At 73.5% G+C, this 13698-nt stretch carries 15 protein-coding genes; 8 read left to right on the top strand and 7 right to left on the bottom strand.

The window, feature by feature from the left end; translation table 11 throughout:
- Positions 1-29: 29 nt before the first annotated feature.
- Positions 30-527, bottom strand: a complete 498-nt coding sequence (locus ACIBCA_RS29280; RefSeq protein ID WP_396286020.1) for a hypothetical protein — start codon at positions 525-527, stop codon at positions 30-32.
- Positions 528-755: 228 nt separating this feature from the next.
- Here ACIBCA_RS29280 and ACIBCA_RS29275 point away from each other — a divergent pair, with 228 nt between their 5' ends.
- The 5 genes from ACIBCA_RS29275 (at position 756) to fxsA (ending at position 5754) form a co-directional block, all read left to right on the top strand.
- Entirely contained in the window at positions 756-1196 is a 441-nt protein-coding gene (locus ACIBCA_RS29275) for an Lrp/AsnC family transcriptional regulator (protein ID WP_396286019.1), read from the top strand.
- A gap of 31 nt (positions 1197-1227) precedes the next feature.
- Positions 1228-2832: an amidohydrolase gene (locus ACIBCA_RS29270; RefSeq protein WP_396286018.1), complete on the top strand. Its 1605-nt coding sequence runs from the start codon at positions 1228-1230 to the stop codon at positions 2830-2832.
- Between the two features lie 42 nt (positions 2833-2874).
- Complete coding sequence (locus tag ACIBCA_RS29265) at positions 2875-3333, top strand: GNAT family N-acetyltransferase (RefSeq protein WP_396286017.1); 459 nt, start codon at positions 2875-2877, stop codon at positions 3331-3333.
- A 128-nt stretch (positions 3334-3461) separates the two neighbouring features.
- Positions 3462-5102 carry an apolipoprotein N-acyltransferase gene (gene lnt, locus ACIBCA_RS29260; RefSeq protein ID WP_396286157.1) on the top strand — a complete coding sequence of 547 codons (1641 nt, stop codon included), beginning with the start codon at positions 3462-3464 and terminating at the stop codon, positions 5100-5102.
- Positions 5103-5157: 55 nt separating this feature from the next.
- Complete coding sequence (fxsA, locus tag ACIBCA_RS29255) at positions 5158-5754, top strand: FxsA family membrane protein (RefSeq protein ID WP_396286016.1); 597 nt, start codon at positions 5158-5160, stop codon at positions 5752-5754.
- 102 nt (positions 5755-5856) lie between these two features.
- Here fxsA and ACIBCA_RS29250 read toward each other — a convergent pair whose 3' ends face one another.
- The 3 genes from ACIBCA_RS29250 to ACIBCA_RS29240 all read right to left on the bottom strand — a co-directional run bounded on the left by ACIBCA_RS29250 (position 5857) and on the right by ACIBCA_RS29240 (position 8433).
- On the bottom strand, positions 5857-6231 hold the full coding sequence (locus ACIBCA_RS29250; protein WP_188300504.1) for an RNA polymerase-binding protein RbpA: 375 nt from the start codon (positions 6229-6231) through the stop codon (positions 5857-5859).
- A gap of 299 nt (positions 6232-6530) precedes the next feature.
- Complete coding sequence (locus tag ACIBCA_RS29245) at positions 6531-8105, bottom strand: hypothetical protein (RefSeq protein ID WP_396286015.1); 1575 nt, start codon at positions 8103-8105, stop codon at positions 6531-6533.
- Between the two features lie 133 nt (positions 8106-8238).
- Entirely contained in the window at positions 8239-8433 is a 195-nt protein-coding gene (locus tag ACIBCA_RS29240) for a hypothetical protein (protein WP_396286014.1), read from the bottom strand.
- Positions 8434-8786: 353 nt separating this feature from the next.
- Here ACIBCA_RS29240 and ACIBCA_RS29235 point away from each other — a divergent pair, with 353 nt between their 5' ends.
- The 3 genes from ACIBCA_RS29235 to ACIBCA_RS29225 all read left to right on the top strand — a co-directional run bounded on the left by ACIBCA_RS29235 (position 8787) and on the right by ACIBCA_RS29225 (position 11148).
- Positions 8787-9179 carry an ankyrin repeat domain-containing protein gene (locus tag ACIBCA_RS29235; RefSeq protein WP_396286013.1) on the top strand — a complete coding sequence of 131 codons (393 nt, stop codon included), beginning with the start codon at positions 8787-8789 and terminating at the stop codon, positions 9177-9179.
- 215 nt (positions 9180-9394) lie between these two features.
- Positions 9395-9922, top strand: a complete 528-nt coding sequence (locus ACIBCA_RS29230; protein ID WP_396286012.1) for a GNAT family N-acetyltransferase — start codon at positions 9395-9397, stop codon at positions 9920-9922.
- 194 nt (positions 9923-10116) lie between these two features.
- The gene (locus ACIBCA_RS29225; protein ID WP_396286011.1) at positions 10117-11148 is read left to right on the top strand and encodes a serine hydrolase domain-containing protein; all 1032 of its coding nucleotides are present in this window, start codon (positions 10117-10119) and stop codon (positions 11146-11148) included.
- A gap of 19 nt (positions 11149-11167) precedes the next feature.
- Here ACIBCA_RS29225 and ACIBCA_RS29220 read toward each other — a convergent pair whose 3' ends face one another.
- The 3 genes from ACIBCA_RS29220 to ACIBCA_RS29210 all read right to left on the bottom strand — a co-directional run bounded on the left by ACIBCA_RS29220 (position 11168) and on the right by ACIBCA_RS29210 (position 13486).
- Entirely contained in the window at positions 11168-11830 is a 663-nt protein-coding gene (locus ACIBCA_RS29220; protein ID WP_396286010.1) for a vitamin K epoxide reductase family protein, read from the bottom strand.
- A gap of 84 nt (positions 11831-11914) precedes the next feature.
- Positions 11915-12715 carry a thioredoxin domain-containing protein gene (locus tag ACIBCA_RS29215; protein WP_396286009.1) on the bottom strand — a complete coding sequence of 267 codons (801 nt, stop codon included), beginning with the start codon at positions 12713-12715 and terminating at the stop codon, positions 11915-11917.
- A gap of 96 nt (positions 12716-12811) precedes the next feature.
- Positions 12812-13486, bottom strand: a complete 675-nt coding sequence (locus tag ACIBCA_RS29210; protein WP_396286008.1) for a hypothetical protein — start codon at positions 13484-13486, stop codon at positions 12812-12814.
- Positions 13487-13698: the final 212 nt, after the last annotated feature.

The following is a 13698-nucleotide window of genomic DNA, read 5'->3' as shown; positions in this document are numbered from 1 at the left end:
GGCCGGCGGTTCACGTTTCCGACGGTTCGTCAGCTCGCCCGCGCCATGCGGCGGCGCTGCTCCGGCACGGAGCGCAGCGGCGAGACCTGGGCCAGCGGGGCGGCCTTCACGGGGGATTCGACGGCGGCCGCGGCGCGCACCGGCCGGTGCAGCACGGCGTGCGAGAACGGCTGGGTGCGCCAGTCGAGTTCGCCCGGCGGCTTGAAGAGGGCACCGAAACCGACCGGGCCGCTCTCCTCGGGCGTCTCGACCTCGGCCAGGTCGTCGGTGAGCGTGCCCGAGCCGGGGCAGATCGCCGGGGCGAAGGGGTTCCAGGCGGTCGGCAGCAGCGCGTGCTCCGGAAGTCGCTCCTCGTCGGCCACCAGGGCGATCGGGCGGCGGCACTCGGGGCAGTGGACCCGGTAGATGTCCCAGGCCTCGGCCTCGCCGAGGCCGGAGCCCGGCGGGAAGTCGGCCGCGAGACCCTCGCGACCGGTCATATCGTCGGTCTCGTCGGCGTCCAGCGCAGGCTGGTCAGTAGCAGGCATGAAGATCCCCCTAGGATCAGGCCCGACGTGGTCGTCCAGGGCCACAACCAGCACTTCCCTCCGGTCAGGACTCATAACCCTGCGGTGCGGCGCACTGTGATGCACGCGGTGTGTCCTTGGCCACATCACCCGCCATGTTCACCCGGCATGTGCCCCGTGGGCACCTGCAGGGGCACCGGGTGCCACCTCGTGCGCCCCCCGTGCGCCCGAGCGGGTAGGTTGACCGCTGTGGAGGATCTCGACCAACGCATCGTCCAGCTGCTCGTAGAGGACGGCCGGATGAGCTACACGGACCTGGGCAAGGCCACGGGCCTGTCCACCTCGGCGGTGCACCAGCGGGTACGCCGCCTCGAACAGCGCGGGGTGATCCGCGGCTACACCGCGATCATCGACCCGGACGCCGTCGACCTGGCGCTGACCGCGTTCATCTCGGTCAAGCCCTTCGACCCCAGCGCCCCGGACGACACCCCGGAGAGACTCGCCGGTCTGCCCGAGATCGAAGCCTGTCACAGCGTCGCCGGCGACGAGAACTACATCCTCAAGGTCCGCGTCGGCGCCCCCGGCGACCTGGAGGACCTCCTCGCCCGCATCCGCAGCGCCGCGGGCGTCTCCACCCGCACCACCGTCGTCCTCTCCACCCCCTACGAGGCCCGCCCCCCGAAGGTCTGACCACGACCCGGTGAGGTGCAGACTTAGCCCCATGACCGAAAGCACCCTCCGGACCGTCCTGCTGCGCGGCGGCGCCGTCTACAGCCCCGCCGACCCCTTCGCCACCGCGATGCTCGTCGAGGGCGAGCACGTCGCCTGGGTCGGCAGCGACGGCGCCGCCGAGGCGTACGCGGCGACCGCCGACGAGATCGTCGAGCTGGACGGCGCCCTGGTCACCCCCGCCTTCGTCGACGCCCATGTGCACGCCACCGCCACCGGGCTGGCGCTCACGGGCCTCGACCTCACCGGCACCCCCTCGCTCGCCGCCGCCCTGGCCGCCGTCACCGCCTTCGTCGACGCCCAGGGCGCGGACGGCGTGCTGATCGGCCACGGCTGGGACGAGACCGCCTGGCCCGAGGGCCGCCCGCCCACGCTCGCCGAACTCGACGCCGCCGCCCGCGGCGCCGCGCTCTACCTCTCCCGCACCGACGTGCACTCCGCGCTGGCCACCACCGCCCTGCGCACCCTCACCGAGGGCCTCACCGAGCGCCCCGGCCACGACGCCGAGGGCCCGCTCACCAAGGACGCCCACCACGCCGTCCGCCGCACCGCCCTCGCCCACCTCACCCCCGGGCAGCGCCGCCACGCCCAGGCCGCCACCCTGGCCCGCGCCGCCGAACTCGGCATCGGCGCCCTGCACGAGTGCGCCGGCCCCGAGATCTCCTCCGAGCAGGACCTCACCGCCCTGCTGGCGCTGGCCGCCGAGGGCGAGGGCCCCGAAGTCTTCGGCTACTGGGGCGAGTTGGGCGCCGCCGACACCGCCCGCCGGCTCGGCGCCGTCGGCGCCGGGGGCGACCTCTTCGTGGACGGCGCCCTCGGCTCCCACACCGCCTGCCTGCACACCCCCTACACCGACGCCGACCACACCGGCACCGCCTACCTGAGCGCCGAGCAGATCGCCGACCACGTCGCCGCCTGCACCGAGGCCGGACTCCAGGCCGGCTTCCACGCCATCGGCGACGCCGCCGTCGACGCCGTCATCGAGGGCGTGCGCGCCGCCGGCGAACGGGTCGGCGCCGACCGGGTCAGGGCCCTGCGCCACCGCGTCGAACACGCCGAGGCCCTCGACGACAAGAGCATCGCCGCCTTCGCCGAACTCGGCCTCACCGCCTCCGTCCAGCCCGCCTTCGACGCCGCCTGGGGCGGCCCCGACGGCATGTACGTCCAGCGCCTGGGCGCCGAACGCGCCGCCGCCCTCAACCCGTACGCGGCCCTGCTGCGCGCCGGCGTCCCCCTGGCCTTCGGCTCCGACGCCCCCGTGACCCCGCTCGACCCCTGGGGCACCGTCCGCGCCGCCGCCTTCCACCGGACCCTCGAACACCGCATCTCGGTGCGCGCCGCCTTCACCGCCCACACCCGCGGCGGCTGGCGCGCCATCGGCCGCGACCAGGACGGCGTGCTGGTGCCCGGCGCCGTCGCCAGCTACGCGATCTGGGCCGCCGACGAACTGGTCGTCCAGGCCCCCGACTCCCGCGTCGCCGGCTGGTCCACCGACCCCCGCTCCGGCACCCCGGGCCTGCCCGACCTCACCCCCGGCCACGACCTCCCCGTCTGCCTGCGCACCGTCGTGCGCGGCCGTACCGTGCACCAGCGGTAAAAGCAGATGAGCCGGCGGGCGCCCGTCCGTAGGTTGACCACCATGACGACCGAACCCCTGGTGCCCGCCGACTTCACCGTCCCGCGCGAGCTGCGCACCCCGCAGTTCCGCCTCGAACCCCTGGGCGAGCGGCACAACGACTCCGACCTCGCCGCCTGGACGGGCAGCATCGACCACATCCGCGCCACCCCCGGCTGGGCCGACGGCCAGTGGCCGCCCGTCGAGGGGATGCCGCCGGAGAAGAACCTCGCCGACCTCCGGCGCCACGCCGCCGACTTCGAGGCCCGCCGGGGCTTCACCTACACCGTCCTCGAACCGGACCGGGACGAGGTGATCGGCTGCGTCTACATCTACCCCGACCGCGAGGACCCGTCCGCCGTCTCCGTCAGCTCCTGGGTCCGCGCCGACCGCGCCGCCCTGGACACCCCGCTCCACCACGCCGTCAGCGCCTGGCTCAACGGACACTGGCCGCTCGGTGAACTCCGGTACGCCGCCCGCTGACTGGGGCCCGTCTTGCCGGTCAGCCCCCCGGCCACCACCCTCGCCTCTGCCGTCCCCGGCGTTCCGGGGTACCTTCTTCCGACAGCGTCCGAACAAGCTCGTTTCAGGAAGATGGTGTGCCGGTGGCCATGCCCGTCACGGAGGAGCGGCCGGGAGCCGCCGCCGAGCCGCAGGAACAGGCGCCGCGCCGCGGCCTGCTGGCCCGCGTGCTCGCCAAGGTCCGCGCCGGGCTGCCCCGGACGGGCCTGGCCGCCGTGGCCGGGCTGCTGCTCGCGCTCGCCTTCCCGCCGTACGACCTGTGGCCGCTCTCCCTGCTCGGCGTCGCAGCCCTGTCGCTGCTCACCCGCGGCCGCACCGTCCGCCAGGGCGCCTGGACGGGCTTCGCCTTCGGCCTGCCGTTCTTCCTGATGCTGCTCAGCTGGCTGCGGGTGGTCGGCTGGGACGCCACCATCGGCCTGTCCGTGGTCGAGGCCCTGTTCCTGGCCGCCCTCGGCGGCGCGCTGGCCGGCACCTCCCGGCTGCCCGGCTGGCCCGCGTGGGCGGCCTGCCTCTGGGTCACCCAGGAGTGGGCCCGCGACCGGCTGCCGCTGGGCGGCTTCCCCTGGGGCCGGCTGGCCTTCGCCAACACCGCCACCCCGTACACCCCGCTGGCCGCGCTCGGCGGCGCCCCGCTGGTGACCTTCGCCGTCGCCCTGTCCGGCACCCTGCTCGCCTGGGCCGCCCTGCGCCTGCGCGGCCCCGGGCGGGCCCCTCGCGCCGCCGCGCTGGCCGCGCTCGGCGCCGTCGCCGCCATGGTCGCCGGCTACGCCGTCCCCGTGCCGACCAACGCGAACGACACCGTCAAGGTCGCCATCGTCCAGGGCAACGTCCCCAACCCCGGCATGGACTTCCTCGGCCGCCCGATGATGGTCCTCAACAACCACGCCGCCGCCACCGAGCGCCTCGCCCAGGACATCCGCGACGGCGCGGCCACGCGGCCCGACATCGTCATCTGGCCCGAGAACTCCTCCGACCTCGACCCCTTCAGCGACCCGCTCGCCCGCCAGCGCATCGACGAGGCGGTCAAGGCCATCGGCGTGCCCACCCTCGTCGGCACCCTGGTGGACGGCCCCGACGCGCAGCACGTCCAGAACGAGGGCATCGTCTGGGACCCGGTCACCGGCCCCGGCGCCTCCTACACCAAGCAGCACCCCGTCCCCTTCGGCGAGTACGTGCCCTTCCGCGCCCAGCTGATGAAGGTGGTCACCCGCCTCCAGCGCGTCGCCCGCGACTTCTACCCCGGCGACCACAACGGCGTCATGCAGCTCGGCCCGGCGAGGATCGGCGACGTCATCTGCTTCGAGGTCGCCTACGACGAGATCGTCCGCGACACCGTCGACGACGGCGCCCGCATCCTCGTCGTCCAGACCAACAACGCCACCTACGCGAAGACCGGCCAGCCCGAGCAGCAGCTCGCCATGAGCCGCCTGCGCGCCGTCGAGCACGGCCGCTCCGTGCTGATCGCCGCCACCAGCGGCATCAGCGCCGTCATCGCCCCGGACGGCACCGTCCAGCAGCGCACCCGGGAACTGACCGCCGCCGAGCTGTCCGCCACCGTCCCGCTGCGCGACGGCACCACCGTGGCCGACCGCGTCGGCGCCCTCCCGGAGTGGACCCTGGCCCTCGGGGGCCTGCTGGCCTGCGCCGCCGCCGTGGCCCTCGGCCGCCGCCGGCGCCCCGAGGACGGAACACCGGCCGAGCCGGAATCGTTGGACCAGGTGGTGCCGTAGCCGGCCCGGACCTCCCGTGCGGCGCGCCGAGCACCGCCTGGAGTGGATTCGTACCGTGACCCAGCAAGACACCCCCACCCGTCCGGTCCCGCGCAGCCGCCTCCGCCGCGTGCTGCCGCTGCTGCTCACCGCCTGGCTGGTGCTGGAGATCTGGCTGCTGGTCCAGGTGGGCTCCTGGCTGGGCGGCTTCACCGTCCTGCTGCTGCTCATCGCCGGCGCGCTGCTCGGCGGCTCGCTGATCAAGCGTGCCGGCGTCAAGGCGCTGTCGGCGGCCATCGAGCAGAGCCGCAACCCGCAGTCCCAGCAGCCGCAGACCGGCACCAGCCTGACCGTGCTGGCCGGGCTGCTGCTGATCGTGCCCGGCTTCCTGTCCGACCTGGCGGCGCTGACCCTGCTGTTCCCGCCCACCCGGGCCCTGTGGCGGGCCGCCGGGCGCAAGGCGGCGGACAAGGCGCTGCGCGCCGCCGGCCCGGTCGGCGCCGCCCCGTTCGCGGACGCGGTGCGGCTGCAGGAGCAGCTGCGCATCCACCGCCCGGACGGCAAGGTCATCCAGGGCGAGGTCGTCGACCCCTTCGTCGACCCCGAGGCGGGCCCGCGCGGCCCGGGCTCCCAGGGCCCGGACACGACCTACCGGCCGCCGATCTCGGGCTGACGCACGCCCGTACCCCAGGTACGCGAAGGGGTGGTACGCGAAAGGGACCCTGGTGACCAGGGTCCCTTTTCGTGTGTGCTCCCGCGCGGGGCGGGGGCTCGGTCAGGCGCTCTTGCGGGTGTCGCGCGGGTGCACCGCGAGGTTCATCCCACCGGAGCGGAGAACGGCCAGCCGCTCGGCCAGCACCTCCTCCAGCTCCTCCCGAGTCCGGCGCTCCATCAGCATGTCCCAATGGGTGCGTGTCGGCTTGGTCTTCTTCTCCTCCGGCTCGTCGCCGTCGAGAAGGGCGGCCTCCTGGCCGCAGAATCGGCATTCCCAGGTCGAGGGGATCTCGGCCTCGACCGAGAAGGGAACCTCGAAACGGTGTCCGTTCTGACACGCGTACTCGACGGTCTGGCGGGGCGCCAGGTCAATGCCACGGTCGGTCTCGTAGCTGGTGGCCCCGAGTCGCGTGCCGCGGAGAGCTCGCTCGCTCATGAATCGTGCCTCCCGGGCTTATGGCCCACAGGACTAGTGGTCGCTGTTCTTCGTCGTTCGGTCAACGCTCGGCCTCCGACGAAGATTCCCGTCCCGGGACATGCGTCGTCTGTTGTGCCGCCCCTGTTTGTACCCATCAGCGCCCGATTTGTCACATCTGGCCGGGGATATCACCCAAGGTGTCACCTGTTTCACATCTGGTGATCGTGCGGACTTTCTGTGACGAGCGTACCGGGCCGGGTTCCGACGGTATTCGTCGCCCCCGAATCACCCGCCTCCGCAGGGGTCCGCGGTGGCATTCAGGAGATCGGACGGGAGCGGATCAGCGGTTCATCCTTGGCCAGGACCACAGGGACGACCGGTGGGTGCTCCGGGCGCGGCGGCGCCTCCGTTCGGGTGTCGCGGTGCGGCAGCAGGGCGATCACCGCGTCGCGCAGCGGGGCCGGGGCGTCCTCGTCCAGCGGGTCGACGGTGGCCGGCACCTGGAGCCGGACGGGCGCCGCGTTGCCGATCCGGGCGTAGCCGCGGCCGACGGGCGCGTGGGCGGCGGGCACGATGTCCAGGGGCGCGCCCAGCGCGGTGTACGCCTCCTCGGGGCCGGTGGGGCCGAGCAGCACCCGTGCCCGGGTGGTGGCGAGGACGGTCGGGGTGAGGCGGTCGTGGGCGGCGAGGTCCTCGGCGACCACCACCGTCACCCGGGCGGCCCGGCCGTGGCGCAGCGGCAGCTCCAGCAGGTCCTGCGGGTCCGGGCGGCCCTCGGCCCGGGCCAGCTCGCTCAGCTCGGTCGGGTGGTCGAGCAACAGCCACAGCGGCCGGGTGACGTCCTCGGGCGGGGCGGTGCCGGCGTGCCGGGCGGCGTTGAGCGCGGCGAGGCGGCGGTCCGTCTCGCCGGCGGCCCACTCCAGGGCGGCCAGCGCCCCGTGCAGGCTGGTCTCCACGGTGTGCACGCCCGGGCGGTTGACCAGGCAGGCGTGCTCCCCGGTGCCGGCGCCGTCGACCACCACCAGGTCGGCGTAGGGCAGGGCCTGGAGGGCGACGGAGCGCACCAGGCTGGAGGTGCCGTAGCCGGTGGCGCCGAGGGCCAGCAGGTGCGGTTCGGAGGAGCGCGGGCCGGTGCGCCAGACCACGGGCGGCTGCTGGACGGGGGCGCCGCCCTGGTTCACCGGGATCGTCCGGGCGCTGCCGTCCTCGTCGGTGAAGCCCAGCACGATCTCGCCGGGGGCGGCGACGAAGCGCTGGGCGGTGATGTCGGTGGGCAGCGGCGTCAGCGCGGCGATCCGCAGCCGGTTGGACTCCTCGTCCCAGTCGAAGCGGTACTCCCGGGCCCGGCCCGCCTTGCCCTGGACGACCTGCTCGATCCGGGCGCGGGCGGCCGGCTCGGTGTCGGTGAAGTAGGCCGGGTAGCCCAGTTCCAGCCGGGCGAGGCGGCCCTCGCCGTCGAACTCCCAGGAGCCGAAGGCGGCCTTGTAGTCGCCCTCGAAGCGGTACATCGGGTTGGCGTCCTCGGGCCCGCACAGGTACGGGGTGAGCGCCGCGTAGAGCGCGTTCAGCTTGATGTCGGCGACGTCCGGGGCGGGCGGGGCGGGGGCCGCCTTGGGGGCCCGGCCGGCCCAGGCGGCGCTGGCCATCAGGGCGATCAGGGCGAACAGCAGGCCGTGGGGCAACAGGTAGACGCCGACCGCCATCGCGGCGGCGAGGAACAGCGTCGGGCCGCGGCGCTCCTTCGGGGTGGCCTGCCAGCGGTCCTTGGCCCAGGCGCTGTGGTGGCGCAGGCCCCGGCTGATCACGGTGAGCGGGGCGAACATGTCGGAGGCGTGGTCCCCGGCGGTTCGGGCGATCTCGCGGCCCTTGACGAGATGGCGGTGGAGCGGCATGGCGTGACTCCCCGGGCTGGTGGGACGGGTCGGAGGGTTTCGGTGCGGTCGTACTGGTCCGGTCGTACGACGGAGCCCGGGGCGGTGGGAATCCGCGCCCGGGCCCGTGCGGGGGCTTCGAGTGGTTCGGCCGCTAGAACTTGAGGCCGCTGAGCAGGCTGGCGAGGCTGGCGCCGCCCGCCGTGATGCTCGGGGCGATCGAGGAGCCGGCGATGTAGAAGCCGAACAGGGCGCAGACGATGGCGTGGGAGACCTTCAGTCCGTCCCTGCGGAAGAACAGAAAGGCGATGGCGCCGAACAGGAGGATGCCGGAAATGGAGAGGATCACGTTCTGCTCCTCGGGGAGGGGGACAGGGCAGTGTCACGGAAAGTGCACTAATCGTGACAAAAAGTAATAGATGATGGAACGGGGCAAATGGGTGGTTCTGCCGTTCAATACCGCCGCGGGCACCGGACGGAGGTATGCGAACCGGCCGAAGCGGTGACCGCGAACCGCCCGGATTCGGTGCGGCAGCGGCGCGACGAGGCATTCCCGGCGTTAGGGCGGGAAGCTTCCCGGGGGGTCGGTAAGTTCGCTCTAATGGCCGCGCAACCGGTGCGGCCGCGTGTCGCACCGCCCCGGTCGAATCGCGGCGTGCGATTCGACCGACGAAGGAACCGACGAAGGAAAGGCCGATCTCCATGACCGACGCCCCCGACGCTGATGTGATCGCCCTCGCGGGGAAGCTCTTCGACGCCGCCCGCACCGGGGACGCCGCCGCCCTGGCCGCCTACCTGGAGGCCGGCGCCCCGGTCGGCCTCACCAACGACCGTGGTGACGACCTGCTGATGCTCGCCGCGTACCACGGCCACGCCGTCGCCGTCGAAACCCTGCTCAAGCACGGCGCCGACCCCAACCGGGCCAACGACCGGGGCCAGACCCCGCTCGCCGGCGCCGTCTTCAAGGGCGCCGACGACGTCCTGGAGGCCCTCCTCGCCGGCGGCGCCGACCCGACGGCCGGCACCCCGAACGCGCTGGACACGGCCCGGATGTTCGGCAAGGAGCACCTCGTCGCCCGCTTCGAGGGCCGCTAGGCCCTCTCTTTCGGATCTTGCCGGGCGGTCGCCGCCGGGGCACGCACCTCGACGGCTTCTCGTCAGTCACCAGTGCTCCGCAATGGCTCCCTCCTCGGCACCGCCGATGCACGCACCCATGGGGGCACCTCCCGGCCGAAGGCTGGGGGAGACGCCCGCTCATCCGACAACATCCGAAAGAGAGGGCCTGGCCGCAGGTCGTAGGCTTTTCGACCATGGACACCAAGACCGCCGGCACCGTCGAGTACCGCGTCACCGGCTTCGGCCACCCCGACGCGCAGGCCCTCGCCCAGGAGGTGCAGCAGGAGTACGTGCGCCGCTACGGCAGCCCCGACGAGACCGAGATCCGCTCCGAGGACTTCGCGGCGCCGGCCGGTCTGTTCATGATCGCCTACCTCGACGGCCGGCCGGTCGCCTGCGGCGGCTGGCGGGCCAAGCAGGCCGGACCGGACGGCCTGCGCGACGGCGACGCCGAGCTCAAGCGGATGTTCGTCGTCCCCGACGCGCGCGGCAAGGGCCTGGCCCGCGCGGTGCTGCGCCGCCTGGAGCGCACCGCCGTCGAGGCCGGCCGCACCCGGTTCATCCTGGAGACCGGCACCGAGCAGCCCGAGGCCATCGCGCTCTACGGCTCCGAGGGGTACGCCGCGATACGGAAGTTCGGCATCTACAAGGACCACCCGCAGAGCATCTGCCTCGGCAAGGAACTGGACCCGGCGGCGGTTGTCCGAGACGTGTCAGTCTGAGCGGCCGCCGCGCCGGGTAGGTTCCCGTCAGCCTCAGGGGGTGACGGATGGACGAGCACGAGCCCGGCGCCGGCCGGCTTCCCGAAGCGGCTTCGCCTGGACGGCCTCTGCCTGGATCGGCACCGCGTGAATCGGCTTCGCCTGCGCGGCCTCTGCCTGAACTGGCCCTGCCCGGAGGGGAACTGGACCGGCTGGTGCGCGAGGGCGTGCGCACCGTCGGCGCCGGGGCCGTCTGGGCGGTCGGCGACGCCGCCGGCCCGCTCGGCGGCGGCAGCCACGGCCCGCTCGGGCAGGGCCCGTACGCCCGGCTCTCGCCCGGGGCGGACACCCTCTACGACCTCGCCAGCCTCACCAAGGTCGTCGCACTCTGGCCCTGCGCCGGGGTGCTCTGGCAGGAGGGCCTGCTGCCGCTCGACGAACCGCTCGGCCGCTGGTGGCCCCCTGCCGGCGGACGGCGGGTCGGCGGAGTGACGGTCCGTCAACTCCTCACCCACACCGCCGGGATGCTCCCGTTCACCCGCTTCGAGAAGCTCTACGGCCCCGAAGCGTCCGCCATCCGCGCCGGAGTGCTCGGCGCACCGCTGCACCGCGAGCCCGGGGAGGCCGTGGAGTACACCGACCGGGCCGCCGTCCTCCTCACGTACGTCGTCGAGGACCTCGGCGGCGCCGGGCTCGACGAACTCGCCGCGCGCTGGGTCTGGCGGCCGCTGGGCATGGCCGACACCCGCTACGGGCCCCTACCGGAAGGGGAGTTGAGCCGCACGGCGCCCACCGAGCGCTCCGGCACGGATGGCGGCTACGCGGACGGCGGCTGCGCGGATGGCGGCTACCTGCGCGGCGTCGTCCACGACCCCTCCGCCCGGCTCCTCGGCGGGGTCTCCGGCAACGCCGGGGCCTTCTCCAGCGGCCGGGACCTCGCCCGCTTCCTGGCCGCCGTGCTCGACCCGCCCGCCGGAACCGGCTGGGGCGGGGACTGGACCGCCGAATCGCTGCGCGAACAGACCGGCGGACTGGAACCCGCACGCGGCCTGTCCTGGATGGTCGCCCCCGGCACGGACCCGGCCGAGGGCACCTTCGTCCACTACGGATTCACCGGCACCGGGTTCTGGGTCTCGCGCCGACTCGGGCGCTGGGCCGTCCTGTTGACCAACAAGGTGCACTACGACCGGAACACCCGACCGCTCACCGACCTGCGCAACGCCTACCGGCGAGCGGTCTTCGGGTGATCTCCCTTTCGGCGATGCGTCAGATCAGCGTGCTCCAGTAGAACCAGAACCGGTTCAGGACCAGCAGCGCCAGCACCGTCACCCACACCACCGGCAGCGCCCAGTGGTAGCGCGCCGCCTCCCGGACGACCGTCGCCCCGCGCGGGCCCACCGGGATCACGCCCGTCCGCAGGTTGTGCAGCGTCGTGTACCAGAACAGCAGCACCACCGTCACCCACACCACCATGCAGTACGGGCACAGCGCGCCGATGTCGTACAGCGCCTGGTCGACCAGCCAGTGCACCGACAGCAGGCCCAGCGTGGTGCCCGCCTGCATCCCCAGCCAGAACCAGCGCCGGTACGCCCCGCCGGCCAGCAGGCCCGCCCCGACCGCCGCCAGCGCGCCGAAGGCGGCGATGCCGAGGAGCGGGTTCGGGAAGCCGAACACCTCCGCCTGGTCGGTGCGCATCACCGAACCGCAGCTGATGACCGGATTGACGTTGCAGCTCGGGACGTACGACGGGTTCTCCAGGATGCGGAGCTTGTCGAAGGTCAGCACCGCCGAGGCGGCCAGGCCGACCAGCCCGCCGAGGAACACCAGCAGGGCCAGGGCCCGGCTCGCGCCGACGGCGGGGGAGGAGGAGGCGGAGGCGGGACGGGAGGTGGGGGAGGGCGAGGATGGCACGGTGGCGGCGGCGGACATGGCTGCTCACTCCGAGGACGGGGAGGGCCGGCCCGGCCGGGGTGTCGGCCGGGCCGGTGGTGCGTGCCGTGCTTTCGTGCGTTCCTACTGCAGGCCGGCGGCCTGCTTGACCGCCGCGCTGAACTGCTCCGGGCTCACCACGGCGTTGCCGGTGAACAGGCTCACCGTCGTGCCGTCCACCTTCACGGTCGGGGTGCCCGTCACCCCGCTGTCGTTGAACTTCGCGGCCACCTTGTCCGCCCACGGCTCGTAGGTGCCGTCCTGGACGGCCTTCACGAAGGCCTCCGTCTTCAGCCCCGGCACCTTGCCTGCGAGGTCGAGGAGGTGGTTGACGTCCCCGAAACCGTCCTCCCGCTCGTCCGGCTGGTTGGCGTACAGCACGTCGTGGAACGCCTTGAACTTGTCCACGCCCTCGTTCAGCGCCGCGCCGGCCGTCGCCAGGGCCAGGTGGGAGCCGTCGCCGCCCAGGTTCTTGTCCAGGAACGCCGCCAGGTGGTACTGGACCTTGATCTGGCCGTCCTCCGTGAGCTTCGCGGTGGTGGCGCCGTTCGCCGCCTCGAAGTGCTTGCACACCGGGCAGCGGAAGTCCTCGTACACCTCCATCGTGTGCGGGGCGTCCGCCTTGCCGTACGTGACTACCGTGCCGTCGTCACCGGTCGCGTTCGCCGGGACGACCAGGGCGGTGCTCTTCGCCTTGCCCGACGGCTTCTCGTCCTTCTTCGCCGAGGTGATCGCGAGCGTCACCCCGCCGATCAGGGCGATCACGGCGACGGCCGACACCGACACCACGATCCGCTGACGGCGCTTGGCGGCCGCCTGCTCGGCGCGGTGCAGCTCCTGGAGCCGCTCACGGGTGCTGGCACGCTTGGACTGGTTCTGAGCCATGGGAATTCAACTCCTGTCGACGCGCGGATACGCGCGGAAGACCGAAAAGGGACCAACGCGGAGTCGAGCGCACCACCTGCTGCCGTGACGTTCCGGTCAGCAGGCAGGCGCGAGAACCGGCGGCCCCCGACGCGGAGCAGGGCTCAGAACCACATCCGCGTGCCGCGGTCGCACCTTGTCCGACGCCGGCAGCGGCACCCGCGGCACCGGCCGGACCGGAGCCGGGATCACCAGCAGCACCAGCGCCCGCAGCGGCCGCGCCAGCGACTCGCCCAGCGCCCGCAACGCCCTCGCCAGCCCCGACAGGGCGGCATCCCCCAGCCGCAACCACGCGGCGGCGGCCAGCGCGATCACCAGGTGCACGAACAGCAACAGGAACTGCGCGGCCGCCGGCGCCAACTGCCCGACGTGCCCCAACGTCCCGTCGAACCACGACCCGTCCATCGACCCGCCGCCGCACACCAGCAGATTCACCCCACGCGAGGGCACCTGCCCCGACAGCACCGGCCCACAGCCCGTCTGCCCCAGGTTGAACGTGGTGTTCAGCAACAACTCGACCGGCACCATCACACCCGAGATGTGCAGCAGCCGCCGCTCCCCACCGGCCAACGCGGCCGCGAGGACGAACACGACGACCGTCGCCACCCCCACCAACGCCACCGGCAACGGACGCCCCGTGATCACCACCTGCCCCAAGGCAGACAGCGGCACCGCGAGCGCGGTGAACACCGCTGCCCGCAGGCCCCTGATCACATGGCTGGACGTCGTCATGCCCCGGAGTATGCCACGCCACTTACACCCCACACGAGACCACATCCCGCCGACCCCCCACCCCCGGCCCCCACCCCACCTCCATGGGCACCCCCTCCCCCTCCGGCTCCCCGCCACCCGCCCTCGGCCGCCCCATCGGCCCCCGGCCACCCGCCTACCCCTCAGCCCCCGGGCCAGCCGCCCCGCCTCCCGGCCGCCTGCCTGGCCCTCCG

Source organism: Kitasatospora sp. NPDC051170 (genome assembly GCF_044455705.1).
Lineage (GTDB): Bacteria > Actinomycetota > Actinomycetes > Streptomycetales > Streptomycetaceae > Kitasatospora.
This window is presented reverse-complemented; position numbering and strand designations above follow the sequence as displayed.